This window comes from Corynebacterium jeikeium (genome assembly GCF_028609885.1).
In the GTDB taxonomy this organism is placed as follows: domain Bacteria; phylum Actinomycetota; class Actinomycetes; order Mycobacteriales; family Mycobacteriaceae; genus Corynebacterium; species Corynebacterium jeikeium.
Window position 1 is genome coordinate 1,322,075 of record NZ_CP063195.1, and the last position, 24,960, is coordinate 1,347,034.

At 61.9% G+C, this 24,960-nt stretch carries 22 protein-coding genes; 4 read left to right on the forward strand and 18 right to left on the reverse strand.

The features are described from left to right. Positions 1 to 5: 5 nt before the first annotated feature. The 7 genes from CJEIK_RS05865 to CJEIK_RS05895 form a co-directional block, all read right to left on the reverse strand. Complete coding sequence (locus tag CJEIK_RS05865; RefSeq protein ID WP_034964967.1) at positions 6 to 2,102, reverse strand: ribonuclease J; 2,097 nt, start codon at positions 2,100 to 2,102, stop codon at positions 6 to 8. 7 nt (positions 2,103 to 2,109) lie between these two features. After that, on the reverse strand, positions 2,110 to 3,012 hold the full coding sequence (gene dapA / locus CJEIK_RS05870; protein ID WP_011273672.1) for a 4-hydroxy-tetrahydrodipicolinate synthase: 903 nt from the start codon (positions 3,010 to 3,012) through the stop codon (positions 2,110 to 2,112). Between the two features lie 92 nt (positions 3,013 to 3,104). Next, on the reverse strand, positions 3,105 to 3,857 hold the full coding sequence (gene thyX, locus CJEIK_RS05875; protein WP_005295157.1) for an FAD-dependent thymidylate synthase: 753 nt from the start codon (positions 3,855 to 3,857) through the stop codon (positions 3,105 to 3,107). Between the two features lie 3 nt (positions 3,858 to 3,860). Then, a complete protein-coding gene (gene dapB, locus CJEIK_RS05880) occupies positions 3,861 to 4,646 on the reverse strand; it encodes a 4-hydroxy-tetrahydrodipicolinate reductase (protein WP_005295159.1) in 786 nt (261 codons plus the stop codon). Between the two features lie 41 nt (positions 4,647 to 4,687). After that, the gene (locus CJEIK_RS05885; protein WP_005295161.1) at positions 4,688 to 6,982 is read right to left on the reverse strand and encodes a polyribonucleotide nucleotidyltransferase; all 2,295 of its coding nucleotides are present in this window, start codon (positions 6,980 to 6,982) and stop codon (positions 4,688 to 4,690) included. A gap of 217 nt (positions 6,983 to 7,199) precedes the next feature. After that, on the reverse strand, positions 7,200 to 7,469 hold the full coding sequence (gene rpsO / locus CJEIK_RS05890) for a 30S ribosomal protein S15 (protein ID WP_005295163.1): 270 nt from the start codon (positions 7,467 to 7,469) through the stop codon (positions 7,200 to 7,202). 119 nt (positions 7,470 to 7,588) lie between these two features. Beyond that, the gene (locus tag CJEIK_RS05895) at positions 7,589 to 8,569 is read right to left on the reverse strand and encodes a bifunctional riboflavin kinase/FAD synthetase (RefSeq protein WP_011273677.1); all 981 of its coding nucleotides are present in this window, start codon (positions 8,567 to 8,569) and stop codon (positions 7,589 to 7,591) included. Positions 8,570 to 8,599: 30 nt separating this feature from the next. On the opposite strand from CJEIK_RS05895, the gene truB reads away from it, so the two are divergent. After that, the gene (truB, locus tag CJEIK_RS05900; RefSeq protein WP_011273678.1) at positions 8,600 to 9,526 is read left to right on the forward strand and encodes a tRNA pseudouridine(55) synthase TruB; all 927 of its coding nucleotides are present in this window, start codon (positions 8,600 to 8,602) and stop codon (positions 9,524 to 9,526) included. Here the strand turns inward: truB and CJEIK_RS05905 are convergent. From CJEIK_RS05905 to rimP, 8 genes are all read right to left on the reverse strand, one after another. Then, a complete protein-coding gene (locus CJEIK_RS05905) occupies positions 9,523 to 10,254 on the reverse strand; it encodes a 4'-phosphopantetheinyl transferase family protein (protein WP_005295171.1) in 732 nt (243 codons plus the stop codon). The two genes, truB and CJEIK_RS05905, sit on opposite strands and share 4 nt — an antisense overlap. Next, positions 10,251 to 11,072: a metallophosphoesterase family protein gene (locus CJEIK_RS05910; RefSeq protein ID WP_005295174.1), complete on the reverse strand. Its 822-nt coding sequence runs from the start codon at positions 11,070 to 11,072 to the stop codon at positions 10,251 to 10,253. Before CJEIK_RS05910 ends, CJEIK_RS05905 begins: the two co-directional genes overlap by 4 nt. Before the next feature lie 52 nt (positions 11,073 to 11,124). Next, positions 11,125 to 12,438, reverse strand: coding sequence for an MATE family efflux transporter (locus CJEIK_RS05915; protein ID WP_005295177.1), 1,314 nt, complete (start codon positions 12,436 to 12,438; stop codon positions 11,125 to 11,127). After that, positions 12,438 to 12,863 (reverse strand): 30S ribosome-binding factor RbfA, encoded by a 426-nt coding sequence (rbfA, locus tag CJEIK_RS05920; protein WP_005295180.1) that lies wholly within the window; start codon positions 12,861 to 12,863, stop codon positions 12,438 to 12,440. The genes CJEIK_RS05915 and rbfA overlap by 1 nt, the downstream gene beginning before the upstream one ends. Before the next feature lie 61 nt (positions 12,864 to 12,924). Further along, positions 12,925 to 15,693 (reverse strand): translation initiation factor IF-2, encoded by a 2,769-nt coding sequence (gene infB / locus CJEIK_RS05925; protein ID WP_077536107.1) that lies wholly within the window; start codon positions 15,691 to 15,693, stop codon positions 12,925 to 12,927. Between the two features lie 140 nt (positions 15,694 to 15,833). Then, positions 15,834 to 16,178, reverse strand: coding sequence for a YlxR family protein (locus CJEIK_RS05930; RefSeq protein ID WP_077536109.1), 345 nt, complete (start codon positions 16,176 to 16,178; stop codon positions 15,834 to 15,836). Positions 16,179 to 16,211: 33 nt separating this feature from the next. Next, the gene (gene nusA, locus CJEIK_RS05935) at positions 16,212 to 17,225 is read right to left on the reverse strand and encodes a transcription termination factor NusA (RefSeq protein ID WP_077536111.1); all 1,014 of its coding nucleotides are present in this window, start codon (positions 17,223 to 17,225) and stop codon (positions 16,212 to 16,214) included. Positions 17,226 to 17,234: 9 nt separating this feature from the next. Beyond that, the gene (gene rimP / locus CJEIK_RS05940) at positions 17,235 to 17,810 is read right to left on the reverse strand and encodes a ribosome maturation factor RimP (protein WP_005295196.1); all 576 of its coding nucleotides are present in this window, start codon (positions 17,808 to 17,810) and stop codon (positions 17,235 to 17,237) included. Between the two features lie 48 nt (positions 17,811 to 17,858). On the opposite strand from rimP, the gene CJEIK_RS05945 reads away from it, so the two are divergent. Next, complete coding sequence (locus CJEIK_RS05945; RefSeq protein WP_248623861.1) at positions 17,859 to 18,782, forward strand: hypothetical protein; 924 nt, start codon at positions 17,859 to 17,861, stop codon at positions 18,780 to 18,782. Here the strand turns inward: CJEIK_RS05945 and CJEIK_RS05950 are convergent. Continuing rightward, a complete protein-coding gene (locus CJEIK_RS05950; protein ID WP_005295203.1) occupies positions 18,748 to 20,538 on the reverse strand; it encodes a proline--tRNA ligase in 1,791 nt (596 codons plus the stop codon). The two genes, CJEIK_RS05945 and CJEIK_RS05950, sit on opposite strands and share 35 nt — an antisense overlap. 69 nt (positions 20,539 to 20,607) lie before the next feature. On the opposite strand from CJEIK_RS05950, the gene yaaA reads away from it, so the two are divergent. After that, entirely contained in the window at positions 20,608 to 21,333 is a 726-nt protein-coding gene (gene yaaA / locus CJEIK_RS05955; RefSeq protein ID WP_005295205.1) for a peroxide stress protein YaaA, read from the forward strand. On the opposite strand, the gene cobA is transcribed toward yaaA, so the two are convergent. Beyond that, positions 21,330 to 22,061: a uroporphyrinogen-III C-methyltransferase gene (cobA, locus tag CJEIK_RS05960; RefSeq protein WP_005295208.1), complete on the reverse strand. Its 732-nt coding sequence runs from the start codon at positions 22,059 to 22,061 to the stop codon at positions 21,330 to 21,332. The two genes, yaaA and cobA, sit on opposite strands and share 4 nt — an antisense overlap. Between cobA and CJEIK_RS05965 the strand changes: the two genes are divergently transcribed. Then, positions 22,060 to 23,430, forward strand: a complete 1,371-nt coding sequence (locus CJEIK_RS05965; RefSeq protein ID WP_005295211.1) for a protein adenylyltransferase SelO family protein — start codon at positions 22,060 to 22,062, stop codon at positions 23,428 to 23,430. The two genes, cobA and CJEIK_RS05965, sit on opposite strands and share 2 nt — an antisense overlap. On the opposite strand, the gene mqo is transcribed toward CJEIK_RS05965, so the two are convergent. Then, positions 23,427 to 24,899, reverse strand: coding sequence for a malate dehydrogenase (quinone) (mqo, locus tag CJEIK_RS05970; RefSeq protein ID WP_011273686.1), 1,473 nt, complete (start codon positions 24,897 to 24,899; stop codon positions 23,427 to 23,429). The two genes, CJEIK_RS05965 and mqo, sit on opposite strands and share 4 nt — an antisense overlap. Between the last annotated feature and the right edge of the window lie 61 nt (positions 24,900 to 24,960).

Consider the following 24,960-nt stretch of genomic DNA (forward strand, 5'->3'; position numbering starts at 1 on the left):
TTAGGCTATACGGATTCGCGCGATTCGTCTTCCTCGAGTTCCTCGACAATCTCAGAGCTCATCGGTACGACAGTCGGCACGATCATCGGCTTGCGGTTCCACTTGTCGGAGATCAGCTTGCCCACCTTGCGACGGATAGCCTGAGCCATGCGGTAGGGATCGTTCTCGCCCTCGCCGGCCAGGTCGATCATGATGTTGTCGACCTTCTCCTGGATTTCCTTGAGCATGTCGCGGGCGTCATCGGAGAAGCCCTTGGCCTGCACACTCGGAACCTCCAGCGGACGACCGGTGCGGTTGTCGATGACGGTGGTGATGGAAATCAGGCCACCCTCAGACATGGTGGTGCGGTCTTCCAGAACCCCACTGTCGATATCGCCCATGCGGGTGCCGTCGACGTACAGGTTTCCGACGGTAATCTGGCCAACCACCTTCGCGTGGCCATTGTGCAGGTCGACAACCACGCCGTTCTGCGCCAGCGGAATGTTGTTCGGGTTCACGCCGGTGCTGATCGCCAGCTCCTTGTTGGCGCGAAGGTGGCGCCACTCGCCGTGTACCGGCATCGCGTTGCGCGGACGGGCGGCGTTGTAGAGGAACAGCAGCTCGCCGGAGTAGCCGTGGCCAGAGGTGTGCACCTTGGCGTCACGGCCAGTGATCACGGTCGCACCGATCTGAGACAGCATATTAATCACGCCGAACACTGCTTCCTCGTTACCCGGAACCAGGGAGGAGGACAGGATAATCAGGTCGCCGTCGCGGACGGTGATCTGACGGTGCTCACGACGGGCCATACGCGACAGTGCCGCCATCGGCTCGCCCTGGGTACCCGTGGTAATCAACACGACCTTGTGCGGAGCCATCTTGGAGGCCTCGTCCATCGAGACGATGGTGCCGCGAGGGACGTTTAGGTAGCCCATGCGCTCGGCGATCTCCATGTTGCGGATCATGGAACGGCCGTTGAAGGCAACCTTGCGGTTGGCCGCCACGGCGGCGTCCACGGCCGACTGCACACGGGAGACGTTCGATGCGAAGGAGGCGATAATGACGCGCTGCTTCGCGTCGCGCACCAGGCGCTTCAGTGTCGGCGCAATCTCCGCTTCAGAGCCAGAGACGCCCGGAGTGGTCGCGTTGGTTGAGTCACACAGGAACAGATCCACGCCCTCGTCACCGAAGCGGGACAGTGCCGGCAGATCCGTCGGTCGGCCGTCCAGCGGGGTCTGATCCAACTTGATGTCGCCAGTGTGAACCAGCAGGCCAGCGCCGGTCTTCAGGGCAATGCCCAGGCAGTCCGGGATGGAGTGGTTCACTGCAAAGAAGCGCAGGTCGAACGGGCCGCGGCTCTCATGGGAGTTCTCGTCGACCTCGATCAGCTTCGGACGCTGGCGGTGCTCCTGAGTCTTTGCAGAGATCAGCGCACAGGTAAAGCGGGACGCGATGATTGGAATATCCGCACGCTGCTTCAGCAGCCACGGGATAGCGCCGATGTGATCTTCGTGACCGTGGGTGATGACCAGCGCTTCCACGCGGTCCCACTTGTCCTCCAGGTAGCTGAAATCCGGCAGGATCAGATCCACGCCCGGCTCACCGGAGCTCGGGAACAGCACGCCACAGTCGATGATCAGCAGACGGCCTTCGTATTCGAAGACCGTCATGTTGCGGCCGATTTCGGAGATACCGCCAAGCGCGACAATGCGCAGGCTGCCCTTCGGCTGCTTCGGCGGCTTCGGCAGGCGCTGCGTCAGGTCCGCGCCCTGCATGGCCTTCAGTGCGCCCTTGCGACGGTCGCCACCGCGACCCCGGCCGCGGCCCTTTCCGCCTCCGTTGTTGTTGCGGTTGCCACCGTTGTTGCTGTTGTTGCCGCCATTGTTACCGTTGCCACGGCCACGACCACGGGAGCGACGGTTGCGGTTTCGGTTTCCTCCACCGTTTTTTTCATTGCCGCCGGAGTTGTTGTCGTTGTTGTTCTTAGCGACGCCACCGTCGTTGAAAACCGTTGCAGCCTCAGCGTTAGAGACAGCGGTGTTATCCGATTGTGCTTCCGCTTCAGCGCTCGGCGGAGCGGCCTTCCGAGTAACCTTGCGGCCTCGGGAACGTTGTTCAGTCATATTTTCCCTATACCCCTGCTGCTTGCAGGTCTTGAGCCAACTGATCCATCTCAGCGGCGGTTGGTTCGATAATGGGAAGACGCGGTGCACCCACGTCCTTCCCCTTTAGCTTTAGTGCTGCCTTCGCGAATGTCACGCCTCCGAGGCGGGCCTGTGCCTTCTGCAGCGGCTGCAGTTGCACTGCGATGCTACGAGCGGTGGCGATGTCGCCTGCGTCAAACGCATCCCTCAGCTGCTTGAGCTGTCGCGTTGCTACATGGCCAATCACAGAGATAAAGCCGGTGGCACCTGCGGCCAACCAAGGCAGGTTCAACGGGTCATCGCCCGAGTACCAAGCCAGGTCAGTATTCTCAATCAGCTCCATGCCTGCGGCCAGGTCTCCCTTTGCATCCTTGACGGCTGCGATCTGTGGATGATCGGCCAGTCGGTGCAGGGTTTCTGGCTCCACCGGGACTACGGAACGAGAGGGGATGTCATAGACGCACACTGGAATATCCACCGCGTCCGCAACAGTCGTGAAGTGCTGGTAGATACCCTCTTGGCTGGGACGAGAGTAGTAAGGAGTCACAACCAGCAGAGAGTCAGCCCCCGCCTCCTGCGATGCGCGAGACATTTCTACGGTGACAGCTGTGTCATAAGACCCGCTTCCGGCGATGAGCTTCACGCTGTCGCCGAGCTCGGATCGTACTGCTCTGAGCAGGTCAAGTTTCTCGGTCGCACCCGTGGTGGGTGATTCTCCGGTAGTTCCGGCCAAGACCAAAGAATCGCAGCCCTCATCCACGAAGTGGCCAGCAAGTGCCACACCCGCGTCCAAGTCGATGGAGCCATCCTTCTTGAAGGGGGTCACCATCGCAAGAGAGATAGTTCCGAAGTGCGCGGATCCCCTTGTTGCTGCGTTACCTGTACTCATGACTTCCCAGACTACCTTCCTTCGCGAGAAACTCACGTATTTGGTGTTAATTTCGGCGGGTTGTAGTTAACGGCTTTCGAGGCCCGATCGTCCTAAGATTCACCGACGTATGGGCTCGTCGCCATCTCTCCGCCGTCGTGCAACTGCGTGATCGAAAAGTCCTCGAACACGTTCGGCGCTACTTTCTGCAGCTCGCGCAAGCACGCGACGGCGATCCGCCGGATCTCCGGATCCGCGTGCTCGGCCGCACGCATAGCAATGAAGTGCCGCCAGCTACGGAAGTTACCGCTCATAACGAAGCGGGTTTCGATACAGTTCGGCAACACTGCCCGCGCCGCCTGTCGTGCCTGCTTTGTACGCAGCACAGCGTTCGGTTCCTCGGCGAAGTCCTCGCCCAGGCCATCAAGGATCTCTCGATAAGCGTCGTAGGCCACATCCGCTGCCTGCAGAAACAGCTTCTTCAAGTCCTCGTTGCCGGCTACCGCTTCGGGCACCACGACCCGTGCCTCGTCGGCGGGCACATACCGCTGCGATAGCTGGCTGAAGCTGAAATGCCGATGACGCATGATCTCGTGGCTGCACGAACGGGACACGCCGCGCAAGTACATCGAGGCGCTGGCATGCTCCAGCAGCGTGGTGTGGCCAACGTCCATGATGTGGCGGATGTAGGCCGCATTCGTCGCGGTATGCGGGTTGGGCTTATCCCACGTTTCGTAGCAAGCCCTGCCCGCGAACTCGACCAAAGCGGCGCTATCTTCCGCGTCGGTTTGCCAGTCTAGGTCCGGCACTGAATCGAAGGCAGTGTGACCCACCAGGTCGATCTGTAGAGGTGCAACTGTAGCCATGAACTAGGCCTTAGCACCGCCGTCAGAATTGCCGTTGGCATCACCGTCTAGCCCCAGGAACTTCTCCAAACCGATGGTCAGGCCCGGGTTCTCGGCAATCTTCTCCACTCCGATCATGATTCCCGGCACGAAAGACTCACGGTCGTAGGAATCCTGCTTCAGGGTCAGAGTCTGACCCTTGGTACCGAAAATAACCTGCTCGTGGGCAACCATGCCGGTCATGCGCACAGCGTGCACCGGCACTCCCTGTACGTCAGCGCCACGCGCCCCGTCCAGCGACTGCGCGGTGGCGTCAGGCTGCTCGGGTAGACCGGCGGCCTTACGAGCACGCGCGATGCCTTCCGCGGTGTGCACCGCAGTACCCGAAGGAGCATCCACTTTGTTCGGGTGATGCAGCTCCACGACCTCGGCGGATTCGAAGAAGGGCGCTGCGATTTCCGCAAACTTCATGGTCAGTACCGCGGAGATGGCGAAGTTCGGGGCGACCAGCACACCAGTATTCGGAGATTCCTGCAGCCAACCGCGAACAGTCTCGAAACGCTCTTCCGTCCAGCCGGTTGTACCTACGACGGCGTGAATGCCGTTGTTGATGCAAAATTCCAGGTTGCCCATAACTGCATCCGGAACGGTGAAGTCCACCACGACCTCAGCCTTGTTATCCACCAACGCCTGCAGGTCGTCACCGTGGTCGATAGCGACCACCAGCTCGTGGTTAGCGTCGGCCTCAACGGCGGCTACAACGGCGCTGCCCACGCGCCCGCGGGCGCCCAAAACACCAATGCGAGTCATAGATCAATGTCTCCTTAAAGTAGCTCGTAAATAGCTAGCGGCTAGTTGTCTTCGACCAGGACCAGGGAGATCTTCCCGCGGTTATCGATGTCCGCGATCTCCACCTCGAGCTTGTCGCCCACCGAAACCTCGTCCTCAACCCGCTCGATGCGGCGATCGCCACCCAGGTTGGAGATGTGGATCAGGCCATCACGACCCGGCAGCAGGGAAACGAATGCACCGAACGCGGTGGTCTTCACCACCGTGCCCAGGAAGCGGTCGCCCACCTTCGGCTGCTGCGGGTTGGCGATGGCGTTAATTTTCTCCTCTGCCTCGCGTGCAGACTCGCCGCCAACGGCGGAGATGAACACCGTGCCATCATCCTCGATGGTGATATTTGCGCCGGTCTCCTCGGTGATCTGGTTGATGGTCTTGCCCTTCGGGCCAATGACCTCACCGATCTTGTTCTGCGGGATATTGATACTGGTGATGTGTGGGGCCAGGTCACTCATATCGTCCGGAGAGTCGATGGCCTCTTCCATCAGCTGCAGGATCTCCAGGCGAGCAGTACGTGCCTGCTGCAGCGCCTCCGCCAACACGTCGGAAGGAATGCCGTCCAGCTTGGTGTCCAGCTGCAGGGCCGTCACGAAGTCGGGAGTACCCGCAACCTTAAAGTCCATGTCGCCAAAGGCATCCTCGGCGCCCAGAATGTCGGTCAGGGTGACGTACTTGTCCTTGCCGGCCTTGCCAACCTTTCCAGTCACCAGGCCCATGGCAATACCCGCCACCGGCGCCTTCAGCGGTACACCGGCGTTGTACAGGCTCAGGGTCGAGGCGCACACGGAACCCATGGAGGTCGAGCCGTTGGAGCTCAGAGCTTCGGAGACCTGGCGGATGGTGTAAGGGAAGTCATCGCGGCTGGGAATGACGGGCGTCAGTGCGCGCTCCGCCAGCGCACCGTGACCAATTTCGCGACGCTTCGGGGAGCCCACGCGGCCGGTCTCGCCAGTGGAGTACGGCGGGAAGTTGTAGTGGTGAATGTAGCGCTTCGAGGTCTCCGGACCCAGCGAGTCAATCTGCTGCTCCATCTTCAGCATATCCAGCGTGGTTACGCCCAGGATCTGGGTCTCGCCACGCTCAAACAGGGCGGAACCGTGAGCTCGCGGGATCAGTTGGACAACGATGCCCAGGTCGCGGATCGTGGTGCTGTCGCGGCCATCGATGCGGAAGCCATCCTCTAGGATGCGGCGACGCACCACTGCCTTGGTGACCTCGTTGTGAGCCGCACGGATCTCCGCCTCGCGCTCCGGGAACTCCGGCAGCAATTCATCAACGTTAGCCTGCATGTTCGCAGCCAGAGCCTCGTCGCGCTCCTGCTTGTCAGCAATGGCCATGATGTCTTCCAACGCATCCAGCGCTTCCGCCTGGACAGAGGCGAAAACGTCCTCGCCATAGGGCGGGAACAGCTCAAATTCGCGGGTTTCGGCGTCCACAGCCTTGGCCAGAGCGTTCTGCGCCTCACAGAGCGTGGCAATGAACGGCTTAGCGGCCTCGATACCCTGCGCCACAACCTCTTCGGTCGGTGCCGGTGCGCCCTCGGCGATGCGCTCGACGACGTTATCGGTGGCTCCAGCTTCGACCATCATGACCGCAACGTTCGGCTCGCTGCTGCCTGCACCCTTGCCGCGCCCGCGTCCACGGCCACGGGCAGGCTTCACGGGCTCGGTCACGCGACCGGCTACGACCAACTCGAAGATGGCCTTCTCTTCCTGCTCGCGCGTCGGGAATGCAACCCACTGGCCCTCCGGGTGGTCGGAATCGACAACCAGCGCCATGCGCACGCCACCCACCGGGCCGGAAACCGGCAGGCCGGACAGCTGGGTGGAGGCGGAAGCACCGTTGATGGCCAGCACGTCGTAGCGATCCTTCGGATCCATCGACAGCACGGTCACGATGACCTGCACCTCGTTGCGCAGGCCGCGCACGAAGGTGGGACGCAGCGGACGGTCGATCAGGCGGGCGGCCAGGATCGCATCCGTGCCCGGGCGACCCTCGCGGCGGAAGAAGCTGCCTGGAATGCGACCGACGGAGTACATGCGCTCTTCCACGTCCACGGTCAGCGGGAAGAAATCGATGCCCTCGCGCGGCTGGCGGGAGGCGGCGGTGGTGGACAGCAGCATCGTGTCCTCGTCCAGGTAGGCCGTCACTGCCCCATCGGCCTGGCGGGCCAACAGCCCGGTTTCAAAGCGGATGCTGCGGGTGCCGAAGTCACCGTTATCAATGGTGGCCTCTACTTCCCACACACCGGCATCTGGGTCAACGAGCTCTGCTTGGATGTTCTGCTTCTTCGTACTCATAATGGGGTTTCGCAATCGCCTTTCTGCGTTACCTTGCGTTGCACTCCACGACGGTTGTCTGTTCGTCTGGTCTTCGGTGCCGACGCCACCGACGTGGAATTCTTCTTTAACTATCTGATTGGCTTTTAGGTTTTAACCGGGCTCAACACTAGCACGAAATAGCACAAACGCCCGCCACCTCGTACTTTGCGAGGTGGCGGGCGTTTGTCTTAAAGCTTTAGCGACGCAGACCCAGGCGCTCAATCAGGGAGCGGTAGCGGTCAACGTTGTTCTCAGCCAGGTACTTCAGCAGGCCCTTGCGGCGACCAACCAGCAGCAGCAGGCCACGGCGGGAGTGGTGGTCGTGCTTGTGGTACTTCAGGTGCTCGGTCAGCTGACGGATGCGAACGGTCAGCAGTGCGATCTGAGCTTCCGGGGAGCCCGTGTCGGTCTCGTGCAGGCCGAACTCCTTGAGAGTCTCGGTCTTCTGTTCCTTGGACAGTGCCATGGATGAATCTCCTTGATAGTTATTTCAGTCCGCGCGAAAGGTTTAACCAGCGACTACCGCAGACCACAGTCGCTAGACCTGGGGAGTCTACCACGCCCAGACACCAGTTCCCAAAACGCTTATCCCAGCGCCTTGCGGGTATCGGTGACGTCCCGGCCAATGGCCTCGATCAACTCGTCTAGGGAGTTGTACGTCTCCATTCCCCGCAGGTGGTGTACGAACTCCACCGCAATGTCCAGGCCGTATAGGTCGGCATCGTGGTCCAGGATGAAGCTCTCCACACTGCGCGGTTCGTGGCCGAAGGTGGGGTTAGTGCCGACGGAGATCGCAGCCGGCAGCCGCTCGCCCACCGGCATGGTGCCGATAGTCGCACCAGTGGAAATTCCGTGCCCCGGCAGAATCGTCACATAGCCGGCGTAAACACCGTCGGCGGGCAACGCGAACTTCTCGGCGAAGTACAGGTTGGCCGTGGGGAACCCCAGCGCCCTACCGCCGCGGCCGGCACCGTGGGTCACCTCCCCGGCCACCCGGAAGTGCCTCCCTAGCGCCTCATTAGCGCCGTCTACGTTGCCTTCGGCCAGGGCCTGGCGGATCCACGTAGAGCAGACCACGTGGTCGCCGTCCTCCAGCAGTTCCAGCACGTCCACCCGCATGCCTCGAGCAGCGCCCAGTTCGCGCAGGGTCTCGGGCGTGCCCGCCGCCTTGTGGCCGAAGGTGAAGTTATCCCCCACCACCACGGCCTTGGCGTTCAGCATCTTCACCAGCACCTGGTCGACATATTCCTCCGGCGACCAGCTGGCGATTTGCTTGGTGAACGAGACGACGACCACGTGATCAATGCCGTACTCGTGCGCTAATTCCGCGCGGCGACGCACACTCGATAGCAACGGTGGCACCGCATCTGGCTTAAACACAACGGTCGGGTGCGGGTCGAAGGTGAACATCACGCTCGGAACTCCCCGTTCGCGCGCCAACTCCACCGCACGCTGTAGTAGCTGTTGGTGCCCGCGGTGCACGCCGTCGAACACGCCGATGGTCACAACGGTGCCACCGGCTGCCAGGTGTTCAGGGATTCTGTCCAGTCCGTACCAGATACTCACACGTTGCATGCTAGTCGATAGGCTGTGGGTATGAACCAACGCAGTGCCCGTTCCGTCCTGAGCCGTTCCGGGGTCGTCCTCGTAGATAAGCCCTCCGGCCCCACGTCGCACGACATGGTGGCTAAACTTCGCCGGATCATGGGAACGCGCCGAATCGGCCATTCCGGAACCCTCGATCCAATGGCCACTGGGTTGCTAGTTGTGGGCGTCGAAAGAGGAACAAAGTTCCTGGCCCACGTCGTCACTCACGACAAGCGCTATGAGGCAACCGTCCGTTTAGGGGTCGCCACCCACACCGATGATGCACAGGGCGACGTGCTTTCCACCGCCTCTCCCCAAGACCTGCAGGCGCTCACCGAACAGCAGGTCCGCGAGGCCTTCGCTGCGCAGCGGGGCGACATCATGCAACGCCCGACCTCGGTTTCTTCCATCAAGATTGACGGCAAGCGCGCCCACGAGCTTGTCCGGGAGGGCCACGACGTAGTGTTGCCCGAGCGTCCCGTCACGATCTTTTCGTTGGAGGTGCTCGATGTTGTTGTTGATGACGCCACCTCTTGCATCGACGCCCGCATTTCCGTGCACTGCTCCAGCGGTACATATATCCGGGCGATTGCCCGGGACGTCGGCGAGGCTTTGGGCGTGGGAGGTCACCTGACACAGCTCCGCCGTACCTCGGTAGGCCCTTTCGACGTCTCCGAAGCACGGACGTTGGAGCAGCTCGAGGAGGATCCAAGCCTGACCCTCAATCTGGACGAGGCTATGGTGCGTTGTTTCGATACTCGCGAGATCAGCGAATCGGAGGGCGTTGACCTATCCCTGGGCAAATGGCTGAAACCCGTCGGCAACAAGGGGGTACGCGCCGCGGTCACTCCATCTGGGCAGGCCATCGCACTGGTCGAAGAAAAGGGCAAACGAGCTTCCAGCGTGTTCGTCGCCCGCCCAGCAGGTATGGACTAACGCGCCGGAACGGCCGCGGCGGTGATCACGTAGCCGTTGCGTATCGTCCAGCGCCCCTGGATGAACGGAACCGGAACCGGGCGCGCCAACAAGTAAGAGGTGAACGTACCGTCGGGGCGCAAGTCGATGTCCGCCTGATCGAAGTCCAGGAAACGGTGCGTCAACGGGAACCAGGTCTTGTACGTGGCTTCTTTCGCACTGAACAGCACGGTATCCAGCAGCTGCAGATCTTCGGAGCGCATCGCCTTGTGGATGCGGCGCTGCTCGCCCAACCTGGCGATCGAATTAAACACGCCCTCCGGCAACGGGCGAGCCACCTCTACGTCGATGCCCACCGACGCCCAACGGTCGGATGGAGCAAGCAATGCCGCGCGGAAGCCCTCGGTGTGAGTTAGGGATCCGGAAATTCCCTGTGGAAACAGCGGCATGCCGCGCGGCCCGCGCAGAATCGGCGAGTGTGCGTCCCTGAAGTTCTTCAGAGCCTGGTGCGCACACCAGCGTGAGTCGCCAAAGTCGGCCTTGCGCCTGTCCACTGCCCCATCTACCAGCGCCTGTTCCTCCGCCGAGAGGGTATAAAACTGGGTCAGGTCCCCTTGTATGCTATGCAATTCTGCGCAGGCCGTACCCTGGGGCAGCAATCCGCGCGGAATGGTGGGCTGCTGGGAGCCGAAAGATTCTACAATGGCCAGATCTCCTGGCGCCGTTGCGAGTGTTACGTCGTGTCTCATGCTGTCACCTCCTCGACGAGTACTGGGTAGGGCCACAATTTCGTTTCCAAGCGGGGTGGAAGGCTAACCTTCCTCTCCCTCGGATAACCGAGTGAGACCTCCGTGTGCGTTACATTGCCGAGCGAGAATTGTACCGGAATGTGCAAATGCCCATAGACCACCGTTTCCGCCCGATAACGCTGGGGCCATTCCTGCGTGTGCCGCGTTCCCGACCACAGGCCGATCTCCTGGTGCCGGACGTTAGCCATCGCTTCCCTCGCCAGCGGCCAGTGGTTCACCAGAATGGTCGGTCCCTCCACAGACGCCAGGCGGCGCACCGAATAACGCAGCCGTTCTCGGCACCACAAAATCACGTCCTCATACGGCGCAATTGCCAGGTCATCCATGAGGACAATGCCTTTATCACGGGCTGCCGCCAGCGCTGCGGTGGGCGTCATAGTCGGGTCGCGCCACGAGTGATCGTAAAGAGTAAACAGCGGCACCACGGTGTGGCCCGCGAACATCGGGAAGGGATCCTCCGGGGTAAGTACTCCGAGGCGCTGGGCAGACGCGATAACGGCATCGTATTTAGCTCGGCCGTGGATCGCATCGCTGCTGCGGCTATAAATCTCGTGGTTGCCGGGGGTGTAGATAACCTGAGCGAAGCGGCTCTGCAGCAGCCCCAGGGTCCGCTCGATGGTAGGCAGATCCTCTGCGATGTCCCCGGCCACAATGAGCCAGTCGGCGGGGTTCGTAGGCTTAACGTGCTCGCGAACCAGATCCAGATTGCCGGGGGCGCGCACGTGTAGGTCGCTGACGGCCCATAGGGTTCGGGTCATCGGGCGCTTCCCCCTCTTTTCAATCAAGTCACAACGATTAACAAGCTTAACACTAGTTAATCCACTTATCACCAGCGAAGCGCCAGGTGACGAAAGCCAAACGGATCAAAATAAAGCTGAAAAGGCCCCACCAGATGCCAACCAAACCCCAGCCAAAGATCCAGGAAAGCCACACCAACGGAATAAAACCGGCCAGTACCGAAACAATGGTGGCGGTACGCAAAAAGGCTGCATCTGCCGCCCCGAGCAGTACCCCGTCCAGGGCAAACACGATACCGCCAGCCAGCACCAACAACACCAACAGCCACCACGGACCGCCGATCGTGGCCAGCACATCGGCATCAGCCGTAAAGATGCGCGGGATAACGTTGGCGCCCGCTGCTAGCCCAGCAGCAAGCACCAGGCTGGCAGCAACGGAGAAGCGCAACACGGAGACGCCGACCTTGCGGGCCGTCGCAGCCGAGCCTGCGCCCAGTGCCGCGCCTACTAGCGCCTGGGCGGCAATAGCCACGGAATCCAGCACCAAAGTCAGGAAGTTCCACAGCTGCAGCAACACCTGATGGGCAGCCAGCGGAGCCGGCCCCATACGACCAGCCACCGCGGCTGCAGAAATGAAAGCAACCTGGAAGCTCAGGCTGCGTAGGATCAGGTCCCGCCCCATCACCAGCTGAGACTTGATTACCGCCCAGTTCGGGGCCAGGGACTTGCCGTCCCCCTCCCCGCGCCAATAGACCACTAGTGCCCCGATGAAGCAAGCGGCAATGATGACTTCCCCCAGCACGTTGGCATATGCCGAGCCGACCAGCCCATATCGACGCACGGCTAAAGGCACCATTGCTGCCATCGGGATCACCCCGGCCAGCGTGAACCACAGCGGCAGCTTCGTATTAGACATTCCCCGGAGCCAGCCATTCCCCGCCATGGTGCACAGCGCCGGAATAATCGACGCGCACGTCACCCGCATCCACTTCGTGGCTTCGGAGACGACGGTGGCGTCATTAGAAAAGAAGCCCATGATCACCGGGGCGAAGGCGAAAACAACGCCAGCCAACAACGCGCCCACGGCCAGGGCAACCCACGTCGCCTGCACTCCCTCGTAGATCGCATCGGAACGGCGGCCGGCGCCATAGTGACGCGCGGCGCGGGCAGTCGTGCCATAAGAAAGGAATGTCAGCTGGGTAGTGACAGTGCCCAACACCGTCGCGCCCGCAGCCAACGCGGCCAGATCCGTCGCCCCCAGACGCCCCACGACCGCCGTGTCGAACAACAGGTACAGCGGGGTGGCCGCCAATACAACAAGAGCCGGCCAGGCCAGCCCCAAAATATTGCGGGCATCGGCCTGGCCGGAAGAAGCGTTGGCAGTCACTACGGCTTGTACGGATCCTCGTCGCCTGCCGGGCGGGCACCCGCAGACTGAGCGCGCAGTGCCTCGTCCTGAGCCTTCGCCCGGGCTAGCAGCTCCTCGAAGTGCGCAGAGGCCTCCGGAACCGTATCCAAGCTAAAGCTCAAGGTCGGAGTGAAGCGCACGCTCAGCTGATCGCCGACGATCTTGCGCAACTGTCCCGTAGCCTTGGCCAGCGCCGCCTCCGCCGTAGCGGTATCCGGCTCTGCGTCCACGGTCTTGCCACGCACGGTGTAAAACACCGTCGCGTCGTGGAGGTCGCCGGTAACGCGCGCGTCCGTGATGGTCACGAACTCCAGGCGCGGGTCCTTAATCTGCCGCTCGATGGCCGTGGCAACAATCTGCTGAATGCGCTTAGCCATGCGCGCAGCACGCGCGTGATCAACCATTAACTTCTCCTTCTCAAGACCTAGGCCACTAAACAGTTCCAGTTTTCGAGGTGCGCGGCTTTTAGGTGCGCGGCACCTCGACCAGCTCGAAGACTTCGATGATGTCGTCGACCTGAATGTCAGGGTACGACAGCACCATACCGCACTCGTAGCCAGCGGAGACCTCGGTGACGTCGTCCTTCTCGCGGCGCAGCGACTCGATCGTCGTCTTCTCCGCCACGACGTTGCCGTCGCGGACGAGGCGCGCCTGGGCGTTGCGGCGGACCTTGCCGGTCTCCACCATGCAACCTGCAATGAGACCCACAGAGGAAGCCTTGAAAATCTGGCGAATCTCCGCCGTACCGATCTGCTTCTCCTCGTAGATGGGCTTCAGCATGCCCTTCAACGCTGCCTCTACCTCCTCGATCGCCTTGTAGATGATCGAGTAGTAGCGGATATCCACACCCTCGGCGTTGGCCACTTCAGTGGCCTTGCCCTCTGCACGGACGTTGAAGCCGATGATCACCGCGTCGGAGGCGGCGGCCAGGTTGACATTGGTCTCCGTCACAGCACCGACACCACGGTCGATGATGTTCAGATCCACCTCGTCGTCGACCTCGATCTTCAGCAGCGCGTCTTCCAGCGCCTCGACCGTACCGGCGTTGTCGCCCTTCAAGATCAGGTTCAGAGTGTTGGTTTCCTTCAACACCGAATCCAGATCCTCCAGGGAGACGCGCTTGCGGCTGCGTGCAGCCAGCGCGTTGCGACGGCGAGCGTCACGGCGGTCCGCGATCTGACGGGCGGTGCGGTCTTCGTCGACAACCAGCAGGTTATCGCCGGCACCGGACACGCTGGTTAGGCCGAGCACCTGGACCGGACGGGACGGGCCAGCCTCCTGAACGTCGTTACCGTGTTCGTCGATCATGCGACGCACGCGGCCGTAGGCGTCACCAACGACGATGGAGTCACCGATGCGCAGGGTACCGCGCTGCACGATGATCGTGGCAACTGGGCCACGGCCACGGTCGAGGTGTGCCTCGATGGCCACACCCTGGGCGTCCATGTCCGGGTTAGCGCGCAGATCCAGCGAAGCATCAGCCGTCAGCAGAACAGACTCCAGCAGCTGGTCGATGTTGGTGCCCTGCTTAGCAGAGATGTCCACAAACATCGTCTCACCGCCGTATTCCTCCGGAATGAGGCCGTACTCGGTCAGCTGGCCACGGATCTTGTCCGGCTGAGCGCCTTCCTTATCGATCTTGTTCACCGCGACCACGACCGGAATGTCGGCGGCCTTAGCGTGGTTAATCGCTTCCACGGTCTGCGGCATCACGCCGTCATCCGCAGCGACCACCAGAATCGCAATATCGGTGGACTTTGCACCGCGAGCACGCATAGCAGTGAACGCCTCGTGACCCGGGGTATCCAGGAAGGTAACCAGGCGGTCTTCGCCTTCCATGCTCACGGACACCTGGTAGGCACCGATGTGCTGGGTGATGCCGCCAGCCTCGCCGGAACCGACGTTGGCCTTACGGATCGTATCCAGCAGGCGGGTCTTACCGTGGTCGACGTGACCCATGACGGTAACCACCGGCGGGCGCTGGGCCAGGTCTTCGTCCTCGCCCTCGTCCTCACCAAACTGCAGGTCGAAGGACTCCAGCAGCTCGCGATCCTCGTCCTCTGGGGAGACGACCTCGACCTTGTAATCCATTTCTTCACCGAGCAGCATCAAGGTTTCGTCAGATACCGACTGGGTAGCGGTCACCATCTCGCCCAGGTTGAAGAGTGCCTGGACCAAAGCTGCCGCATCCGCCTTAATCTTCTCAGCAAAGTCCATCAGGGATGCACCACGAGCGAGACGAATCTTCGCGCCCTTGCCGTTAGGCAGCTTCACGCCGCCAACGACGCTCGGCGCCTGCATTGCCTCGTACTCGTTACGCTTCTGACGCTTCGACTTGCGTCCCTTGCGCGGTGCGCCACCTGGACGACCGAATGCACCTGCGGTGCCGCCACGACGCCCACCGCGACCACCGCGCGGGCCTCCCGGACCACCGGGACCACCTGGACCGCCGGGGCCACCGTGACGTCCACCGCGACCACGGCCACCACCGAAGTTGTCGGACTTCGATGGCATCTGAGCCGGGTTCGGGTGGCTTGGCATCATGGCCGGCGACGGACGACGGCCACCGCCCTGCTTAGCTCCGCCCGGCTTCGGGCCGGCCTTCTTAGCACCACCCGGACGGCTGCCCGGTCGTGGCATGTCGCCCGGGCCTGCCTGCCCACCGCGCGGACGCGGTGCAGGGCGCTCGGCAGGGGCACCAGAGGAGAACGGGTTATTGGCCACACGCGGTGCGCGACCACCCGGCTTCGGGCCCGGCTTTGCACCCGGCTTGGCACCACCCGGCTTCGGCCCTGGCTTTGCACCCGGCTTCGGGGTGGGCTTTGCAGCAGTCTTCGGAGCAGGCTTAGCTCCCGGCTTCGGGGCAGGCTTCTCCCCCGGCTTCACAGTGGAGGTAGGGCGGGTGCCAGCTCCCGCAACCGGGTTAGTGTTCTTCACTGGCTGCGGCCCCGGCTTGGGGCCCGGCTTTGGCCCCGGCTTCGCAGCAGCCTTCGGAGCCGCCTTGGCAGCAGGCTTCGGCCCCGGCTTTGCTGCAGGACTCGGGGTAGTTGCACTTTCCTTGGCGGACTCTTCGCCCACCCCATAGTGCTTCTTCATCTTCTTCACGACGGGCGGCTGCACCGTCGAAGAAGCGGTCTTAACGAACTCGCCCTGTTCCTTCAGGGTGGCGAGCAACTCCTTGCTCGTCACTCCGAGTTCCTTGGCCAACTCGTGTACGCGTAGCTTTCCGGCCACTACTCTCCTTCATGTTTGCGGAGCCGTAGTGCGCTTTAGCGTGCAGGTGTGCCTGCAGCCGGGCTACTTACGACTCCCGTACTTGTAGATACTCATCGCTGATGCTGCTTCATCGCGTGCTCATCAGGGTTGGTTGTTCTTCATGTCGACGTAACTTCCTCGTCTTTACTTGTCACTGTCACTGGCAGTGTGACGATGTATTCACGTACAGGGTCTGCATCCACGCTGGCGGATACCCTCAACGCACGGCCAAAGGCCCTGCGCTTAACGGCGATTTCCCATGCCTCCACTGTGGGTGTGATCCATGCGCCTCGCCCGGGAAGTTTCCGACCCGGATCGGGGACAACCTGGAACCCACCCTCGGCGTCTTCCGCACTTTTCCGCACAACGCAACGCAACAGCTGATCTATTCCCATCACCTGCTTCGTTGCAATGCACGTCCTCAGCGGAATGTGCTTGCTCGTGGGACATTCACGGGATACCACTGATCCAGTGTATCGCGCCGGCCCCTAAAACAGTTAACTGGGCGTGTCCTCCGCCGCAGCGTCCGTCTCCGAGCGAATGTCGATCTTCCACCCGGTCAGGCGCGCAGCCAGACGAGCGTTCTGTCCCTCACGGCCGATAGCGAGGCTCAGCTGATAGTCAGGTACGACAGCGCGGGCGATTTGCATCTCCGGGTCGGTGACCTTCACACTGACGACCTTCGAGGGCGACAGTGCATTGCCGACAAACGTCGCCGGATCGTCGGAGTAGTCGATGATGTCGATCTTCTCCCCGCCCAGTTCCTGCATGATGTTGGAGACTCGCTGGCCGCGCGGCCCAATGCAGGCACCCTTGGCGTTTAGCCCCTTGACCGTCGAGCGCACGGCGATTTTGGTGCGGTGTCCAGCTTCGCGTGCGACGGAAACGATTTCCACGGAGCCGTCGGCGACCTCCGGAACCTCCAGGGCAAATAGTCCCTTCACCAGCTCCGGGTGCGTGCGGGACAGGTTGATCTGCACCATGCGGTTGGCATTGTTGATCACGTCCGTAACGAAAGCCTTCACACGCATGCCGTGCTCCAGCTCTTCGCCGGGAATGTGCTCGGCGGGCAGAATCTGCCCGTCTTGGCCGTTCGCCTCAGTACCCAGGTGCACGATGGTCACGCCACGCTCGTTGGCACGGGCGTCGGCGGAAACCACACCGGAGACCACGCGGTAGCGCAGCTCTGCATACTCGTCGTAGCGGTTCTGCACGCGAGCGGATTTGATGCGGAAGCGGATGGCTTCGCGCACAGCCAATGCGCCGTCGCGTCCGAAATTTTTTGGAGTGTCGTCGATGCGTCCGGTGACGTTTCCCTCTTCGTCCTTTTCCACCTGGTAGATAGTCACTTCGCCGCTAATCGGGTCGATGTCCACATCGACCGGACCGGTGAAGTGGCTCTTCGCCCGGTACGCCTCGCGCAGCCCGCGCTTAACCCCCTCCAGCAGGTCGTCGAAATCCACCGACTCCTGCTTTTCGACTGCACGCAGTGCGGCCATATCAATATTCACTTGTTACTCCTAGTCTTCAGCCGGACTATCCTGTTGATCTTCTGCACCGGGCAACCCGTAGGCGTCAATAGCCAATCCGACAAGATCGGCTTCGGCGGCGGGTGCCTGTGAGAATTCCACTTCTACCACCGCACCAGCTACATCTGCGAATCGCACCCGGCGAACGCTGGGCTGTTTCTTATCTGGTGTGATCAAAACGACATCTTCGCCTTCTACCTGCGCGATGCGCTCCACCCCGTCGGCCAACCGCACGAGGCGCCCGATGTTGCGCACCCAGTGCCGTTGCTCCACGAGAGGGAAGTCGACGCCAGGTGTCGTCAGCTCCAGGGTGTATCCAGCTCCGAAGCTCATCTCCCCTGATGCTTCGGCGTCATCCAAGTGTTTAGATACCTCGCGACTCAATTCTTCCAACTGGTCCAGATCCGGGCGCTCGGCACGGGGGTCGGCTGTATCCACTGCGATCCTGATCGCCGACTTCGCTCCGGCCTTCGTGATCTTGATGCCCTCAATCAGAAGCCCAAATTCGTTTACCAATCCCCGCAGCGAATCTTCGAGCTGCTCCTTGTTTGGAAATGCCATGACCATGCAGTCTAGCAGCACCGGCCTTCTAGTAGACTTCTAGTCTTGATGAATATGACCAGCTCTCGCCCGCTCCTCACTCGCCGCCATTTCCTGGGGGTTGGCACGCTCCTCGGCGCCAGCCTGACGATTTCCGCCTGTGACTTCGGCGAGGAGCCGCAGGCCAATGAGCAGCTCATCGAGCTCGCAGCGGCACTGCGCAGTGCTCAGAAAAATTTTCAGGCCAAGCGGGCGAAGAAGTGGTCCGGGTTCCTCAGCAAGCAGTACGACCTGGTCACGGAGGAAACCCTGCGCCAGTGCGGCACCGATAGCGAGGGCAACGCGCCCCAAGGCTGCCAAGAAAAAATTTCCGAGACCAAGAACGCGCCCAGGAAAGCTGTTTCCCTGGACAAGGCCTACGATCGCGCCCTCACAAGCGAGCTGGGAGCACAGGCGTCCCTCATCGCCGGGCTATTCGCCGCCTACAAGGCCGCCGGCGACAACGAGCGTCCTAACCACCCCACCGAGGTCAGCGCTGAGGTCGTCGACGGCTTTTCTAACCCGGATGTCGATGTGGCAGCAGAGTTTCGTACTTTGTTGACGCTTACTTACGGCGCGATCTACGCCTCGGGCGTCGCGCTGGCCAAGAACCCCGAGGTCCAAGTACATTCGCAAATCCAGTCCACGGCCAATCAGTTGCGTGTGCTCCGCAACCTTACAACTGACGTCTTGGAAGAGCTAGGCTCGGAGACCCCCACCCCGGAGCCCGGTTACACACAGGGCGAAGCCGATGCGAAACAAAACGCCGCAGAGTACTTCCACCCCACTCTGCTTCCCATCACCACCCAGCTTCGCCGCATCACGGAGCTAGCTACCAACGAACAGGCCGTCGGCTACGCTGCCAGCTGGGTAGAGGCCAATGCCTGGGCTGAAGCCGCCCTAGAGCGGCTCCAGAGCAAAGACCCTAAGGACGTGCCTCTCCGCGGAGAGCCCGCTTAGCCTCCGGCAGTGCGTCCGTGTAGTCGACCTCGTAGGTCTCACCGGTCAGGCGGTTGCGCAGCTCTACCTTGCCGTCGGCGAACCCGCGGCCAACAACAACCACCAGGGGCATGCCCAGCAGTTCGGAATCCTTGAACTTCACTCCGGGAGAAACCTTAGGGCGGTCGTCGAAGAGGACCTCCAGCCCATCGTTGGACAGCGTCTCCACCAACTCCACTGCGGCCTCACCCGCGGCTGCGTCCTTATTGGCGATCACAACGTGCACGTCGAAGGGAGCCACGGATGCCGGCCAGCGCAGCCCGGAATCGTCCAACATCTGCTCGGCGATCACGCCCACTAGTCGGGAAACCCCCACGCCGTAGGAGCCCATCGTCGGCACGGAGCGCTTGCCGGACTCGTCCAGGATCTTCACGTCGAAGGCTTCGGTGTACTTGCGGCCCAGCTGGAAGATGTGGCCGATCTCGATGCCTCGGGCTAGCGCCAGGGTGCCCTTGCCGTCCGGCGACGGGTCGCCTTCCAGCACCTCGGCGGCCTCCACGAAGCCGTCCGGAGTGAAGTCGCGGCCTGCCACCAGCCCCACTACGTGGCGGTTCTTTGCATCCGCACCGGTGATCCAGGAAGTTCCGTCCACTACGCGCGGATCGGCCAGCACGCGCACGCCGTTCGCAGCCAGTCCCTTTGGTCCTACGTAGCCCTTCACCAGGAAGGGGTTCTTCTTGAAGTCCGCCTCGTCGGCCAGCTCCACCTGCGCGGGCTCCATAGATGCCTCGAGGCGCTTCATGTCCACCTCACGGTTACCCGGAACCAGAACGCCGGCCAGGGACTCGCCCCGCGGCTTGCCTTCCTCATCCAACGTCGGGTCGTTGACCTTGATCACGATGCACTTCAGCGTGTCCGCGGCTTCCACGGCACGGCCGTCGATAGTGATGCCCTCGCTGTTGGCCCATTCCACCAGCGCTTCGATGGTTTCACTATCCGGGGTTTCGTACTCCTTCGCCTCCGGCTGGCCTTCGATCGGCTGAGCCGGCGGTACCTGCGTTACTACCGCCTCGACATTCGCGGCGTAGTCGCTCTCGGTGGAGCGCACGAACGTATCCTCGCCGTTAGCCGCAACGGCCAGGAACTCCTCGGATGCGGAGCCGCCCATAGCGCCAGAGGTCGCAGAGCAGATTGCGTACTTGATGCCCAGACGGTCAAAAATGTTCTGGTAGGCCTTGCGGTGCAGCTGGTAGGACTCTTCCAGCCCCTCGTCGTCCATGTTGAAGGAGTAGGAATCCTTCATGATGAACTCGCGGCCACGCAGGATGCCGGCGCGCGGGCGCTCCTCGTCGCGGTACTTCGTCTGCACCTGGTACAGGATTACGGGGAAATCCTTATAGGAGTTGTACTCGGACTTCACAACCGAGGTGAACATCTCCTCGTGCGTCGGCCCCAGCAGGTAATCTGCGTTCTTGCGATCCTTCAGACGGAACAGCGCGTCACCGTACTCGACCCAGCGACCGGTCGTATCGTAGGGCTCACGCGGCAGCAGCGCGGGGAAGGAAATTTCCTGCGCGCCGATTGCGTTCATCTCTTCACGTACGACCGCTTCGATATTGCGTAGAACCCGCAGGCCAAGTGGTAGCCATGAGTACACGCCGGGGGCCACGCGGCGGATGTATCCCGCGCGTACCAGCAGCTTATGGCTGGGCACCTCTGCGTCTGCGGGGTCGTCACGCAGGGTGCGCAAGAATAGTTGTGACATCCGAGTAATCATGAATCATGACTTTACCTTTCCCCCTTTTAACTTGTGTCGTTTGGTAGGGGTTTTAGCTAGTCTGTGGGAATGCTGATTGTGCTTCCTCCGTCCGAAACCAAGGCGCCCGGTGGCTCGCTGCCCGCCGGAGAACCGCTGCACTTCCCGGAACTCGACCCCATCCGCGAGGAAATCACCCGCGATCTGGTCGCCCTGTGCACCGAGGATCCGGAGGCAGCAATGCAGGTCCTGGGCCTATCCAACAAGCAGTACGGCGAGGTCGAAGCTAACCAGCTGCTGCGCACTGCCCCGACGATGCCAGCCCTTCACCGTTACACTGGCGTGCTCTACGACGCGCTCGATGCGTCTTCTCTTTCTGACGCCACCACGCCTCACCTAGCCATCGGCTCAGCACTGTATGGCCTGGTCATGGGTGGGGATCCGATCCCCCACTACCGGCTTTCGGGCGGCACCAAGCTCACCCCCGGAACCACCATGAAGAAGCGCTGGGGTTCCGCCATCACCGAAGCACTGCAACAAGCAGAACAGGAGCACGGCCTGGTGGTGGACTTGCGTTCCGGGGCATACCAGCAGCTCGGCAAGCTGAAGACTGCGGTAACTGTGCGGGTTGAATCCGTGCGGCCCGATGGCAGTCGCAAGGTCGTCAGCCACTTCAACAAGCATTACAAGGGCTTGCTTGCCCGCGCGCTGGCTCAGGATCCCAACGGCACCAATGCCGCCGAAGTTGCCGATATCGCGCGCGCGGCCGGTTTCACCGTGGAGCAAGACTCCACGGAACTCACTCTCGTCGTCTAGAGGCCCGCAACCTCGCCGATCACGTACACCGCCGGCGAGCCGATCGCGTTGGATTCAAAGGTTTCGGCCAGAGTGGCCAGAGTACAGCGGAATCCTCGCTGCTGGTCAGTGGTGCCCTCCTGAATCACGGCAGCCGGCGTGTCTGCGGCCAATCCCCCAGCCTGCAGCTCCGCGGCGATCGCGCCGACGTTCCGCACACCCATGATCACGCACAGTGTGGCCCCCGAGGCCGCCAGCGCGCGCCAGTCCACCAGGCTGCTCGAATGATCCGGCGCTACGTGGCCAGAGACTACGGTAAACGCATGCACCACACCCCGCTGGGTCACAGGTACGCCTATGGCCGCGGGCACGCTTACGGCACTAGTGACGCCCGGGATCACCTCGCAAGCCACGCCCGCTGCAGCGCAGGCCTGCACCTCCTCGAAACCACGTCCGAACACGAACGGGTCCCCGCCCTTGAGCCGGGCAACGGTCTTTCCTGCCCGAGCGTGCTCCACCAGCAGCTCGTTGGTCTTTTCCTGGCTGACCTGCCTGGAGTATGGCAGCTTAGCCACGTCGATAACTTCCTTGGTCTCCACGTCGCACAGCTTGTCCAACTCGCTAGCGGGGCCCAGGTGGTCGGTCAGGATCACGTCGGCCGCCTGCAACGCGCGCATTCCACGCACCGTAATCAGGTCCCATGCCCCCGGCCCGCCGCCGATCAGCACCACTTTCCCTGTGTCACTCATGGCAATTCAGCCTACCCCTACAATGGGCAGCACTATGAATACGTTCGCCGAACAGTTCCCGGAACTCGCTCTCCCCTGCACCGGGGAGGCCTTCCCAGAACCGCAAATTCTCGTGCTCAACGAGTCCCTCGCCGCCGAGCTTGGCCTGGATCCGCAGTGGCTTCGCAGCCCTGAGGGAATCGCCTTCCTCACCGGCCAGAACGGAGGCCATGCACTCGGCTACGCCGGCCACCAATTCGGCCAATTCAACCCACGCATGGGCGACGGCCGCGCACTGTTGCTATCCGAGCACACGGATCCCCAGGGCAAGGTATGGGACATCCACGCCAAGGGCTCTGGTCGTACCCCCTTTTCCCGTCAAGGCGACGGTCATTATCCCCTTGATTCCGCCCTCAAAGAGTACGCCTTCGCCGAGTCCCTTCACGCCCTGGGTATCCCCACCGCCCGCTCGCTGGCGGTCCTTTCCACCGGCCGCACCGTGCGGCGAAACCACTTCCACCCGGGCGCGGTTGGTGTGCGCGTCGCCAGTTCCCATATTCGCATCGGCACCTTCCAATACGCCGCGCTCATGGGTCCACAGGTCACCGAACGCCTCGTCGATTACACACTCGCCCGCCACTTCCCGGATGCCTCGTCGCCGCTCGATCTTTTTGACGCCACCGTCTCCCGCCAAGCCCAACTTGTCGCATCCTGGATGCGCTTCGGCTTTATCCACGGTGTGATGAACACTGACAACATCGCAATTTCAGGGGAGACCATCGACTTCGGCCCGTGTGCCTTCATGGATTACTTCGCCACCGACACGGTGTACAGCTCGATCGATACCCGCGGTCGCTACGCTTACGCCCAGCAGCCCGCCGTCATGATGTGGAACCTTGCACGCCTAGCTGAGGCTCTTGTGCCGCTGGTGGATGAGGGCGTCAAAAAATTTACAGAGCGCCTGCAGCGCTTCCAACTGCAATATGCCGCGGCGTGGGACGAGCAGATGGCGGCCGCGCTGGGAGCCCCCAATTGCGCCGAACAGTTGCTAGACCTGCTGCAGGTCGCGGCTCCTGACTACTGCGCGTTATTGGCTAACTTGACCCCGGGCGAAATCCCCCAGGGCTTGGAGCACACCCCGGGCGCCGCAGAATGGACCGAGCGCTGGACGGCGCAGCACCCTCAACCGCGCAACCCCATCTACCTGCCCCGCAACCACGGCATGCAGGCGGCGCTTGAACAGGCCGAGGCTGGTGACCTTAGCCGCTACACGCTAGCTCTGGAGGCGCTTCGCAGCCCGTTCGAATGGGACGATAAATACGAAAAACTCGGCCTCCATGCGGCGGTGCCGCGCGAGGAAGCCGAGTTCACGACCTACTGCGGTACTTAGACCAGCTTCAGGGCCTTCTGGGAACGATCCCACTGCTCGTTGAACAGGTTGGCATCCTTGGACAGGCGGGTGCCGTAGGAAGGAATCATCTCCCGCAGCTTCGGTGCCCAGTCGGCGATGCGGTTGCCGAAGCAGCGCTCCAGCACCTCCAGCATTGCGGACGGAGCAATGGAAGCGCCCGGGGAAGCGCCCATCAGGCCGGCGATGGAGCCGTCATTGGAGTTGATCAGGGCGGTGCCGAACTCCAGAGAGCCGAACTTCGGCGCGCCGATCGGCTTGATGACCTGCACGCGCTGGCCGGCGGTGACCAGTTCCCAATCCTCGGCACGTGCCTCCGGCATGTACTCACGCAGGGATTCCACGCGGGCTGCCTGGTCCTTCAGCACCTCCTCGATCAGGTACTTGGTCAGGCCCATCTCCTGTACACCCACGCCCAGGTAGGACGGGAGGTTGCCCACACGGAGGGACTTAAACAGATCCAGGTAGCTACCCTTCTTCAGGAACTTCGGGGTCCATCCGGCGTACGGGCCGAACAGTAGACCCTTCTTGCCGTCGATCACACGGGTGTCCAGGTGCGGCACAGACATCGGCGGGGCACCGACAGATGCCTTACCGTAGACCTTGGCCTGGTGCTGTTCCACCAGCTCTGGGTTGGTGCAGCGCAGCCACTGGCCAGACACTGGGAAGCCACCGTAACCCTTAATCTCCGGGATGCCAGCCTTCTGCAGCAGCGGCAGAGCCATGCCGCCGGCGCCTATGAATACGAAGTTCGCGGTGACCATGGAGGTGTCGCCAGTGTGCAGGTTCTTCGTGGTGATCTTCCACTTAGAACCGTCGCGGTTGATGTTCTTGACCTCGTTGCCGAAGCGAACCTCGACGCCCTGAGCGGTGACGGCGTCCAGGTACTGGCGGGTCAGCGCGCCATAGTTGATGTCGGTGCCTTCATCGAACCAGGAGATCGCAACCGGGTTGTTGAAGTCGCGGCCACGGGCCATCAGCGGCAGGAACTCGGCGAACTTCTCGTCGGAGTCGCTGTACTGCATGTTCGGGAACAGCGGGTGGTCCTTCAGCGCCTCGTAGCGGGCCTTTAGGTAATCCACCTGGTCCATGCCCTGTGCGAAGGAGACGTGCGGAACCTTGTTGATGAACTCGGACGGGTCGCCCAGCACGTTCTGCTCGACCAGGTAGCTCCAGAACTGGCGGGAGACCTGGAACTTCTCGTTCACACCGACGGCCTTGGAGATGTCGATCTTGCCGTTGACCTCAGGGGTGTAGTTCAGCTCACACAGTGCGGAGTGGCCGGTACCAGCGTTGTTCCACGGGTCGGAGGATTCCGCACCAGGGGTGTCCAGACGCTCGATGATCACCTGGCTCCAGTCCGGCTGCAGCTGCTTCAGCATGACGGACAGGGTGGTGGAGATAACACCCGCACCAATTAGTGCGACGTCCACAGAATCTTTATGTGCCACTATCTATTCATTCCTTCAAAGGCGAAAAAAGTCAGACCGTTATTGTGTCATATTTACTCTA

What these genes read in the sequence shown, in the direction of transcription:
- CJEIK_RS05865 (WP_034964967.1), bottom strand. Translation starts at nt 2,102, where the DNA reads ATGACTGAACAACGTTCCCGAGGCCGCAAGGTTACTCGGAAGGCCGCT.
- dapA (WP_011273672.1), bottom strand. Translation starts at nt 3,012, where the DNA reads ATGAGTACAGGTAACGCAGCAACAAGGGGATCCGCGCACTTCGGAACT.
- thyX (WP_005295157.1), bottom strand. Translation starts at nt 3,857, where the DNA reads ATGGCTACAGTTGCACCTCTACAGATCGACCTGGTGGGTCACACTGCC.
- dapB (WP_005295159.1), bottom strand. Translation starts at nt 4,646, where the DNA reads ATGACTCGCATTGGTGTTTTGGGCGCCCGCGGGCGCGTGGGCAGCGCC.
- CJEIK_RS05885 (WP_005295161.1), bottom strand. Translation starts at nt 6,982, where the DNA reads ATGAGTACGAAGAAGCAGAACATCCAAGCAGAGCTCGTTGACCCAGAT.
- rpsO (WP_005295163.1), bottom strand. Translation starts at nt 7,469, where the DNA reads ATGGCACTGTCCAAGGAACAGAAGACCGAGACTCTCAAGGAGTTCGGC.
- truB (WP_011273678.1), top strand. Translation starts at nt 8,600, where the DNA reads ATGAACCAACGCAGTGCCCGTTCCGTCCTGAGCCGTTCCGGGGTCGTC.
- CJEIK_RS05905 (WP_005295171.1), bottom strand. Translation starts at nt 10,254, where the DNA reads ATGAGACACGACGTAACACTCGCAACGGCGCCAGGAGATCTGGCCATT.
- CJEIK_RS05910 (WP_005295174.1), bottom strand. Translation starts at nt 11,072, where the DNA reads ATGACCCGAACCCTATGGGCCGTCAGCGACCTACACGTGCGCGCCCCC.
- rbfA (WP_005295180.1), bottom strand. Translation starts at nt 12,863, where the DNA reads ATGGTTGATCACGCGCGTGCTGCGCGCATGGCTAAGCGCATTCAGCAG.
- rimP (WP_005295196.1), bottom strand. Translation starts at nt 17,810, where the DNA reads ATGGTCATGGCATTTCCAAACAAGGAGCAGCTCGAAGATTCGCTGCGG.
- CJEIK_RS05945 (WP_248623861.1), top strand. Translation starts at nt 17,859, where the DNA reads ATGACCAGCTCTCGCCCGCTCCTCACTCGCCGCCATTTCCTGGGGGTT.
- CJEIK_RS05950 (WP_005295203.1), bottom strand. Translation starts at nt 20,538, where the DNA reads ATGATTACTCGGATGTCACAACTATTCTTGCGCACCCTGCGTGACGAC.
- yaaA (WP_005295205.1), top strand. Translation starts at nt 20,608, where the DNA reads ATGCTGATTGTGCTTCCTCCGTCCGAAACCAAGGCGCCCGGTGGCTCG.
- CJEIK_RS05965 (WP_005295211.1), top strand. Translation starts at nt 22,060, where the DNA reads ATGGCAATTCAGCCTACCCCTACAATGGGCAGCACTATGAATACGTTC.
- cobA (WP_005295208.1), bottom strand. Translation starts at nt 22,061, where the DNA reads ATGAGTGACACAGGGAAAGTGGTGCTGATCGGCGGCGGGCCGGGGGCA.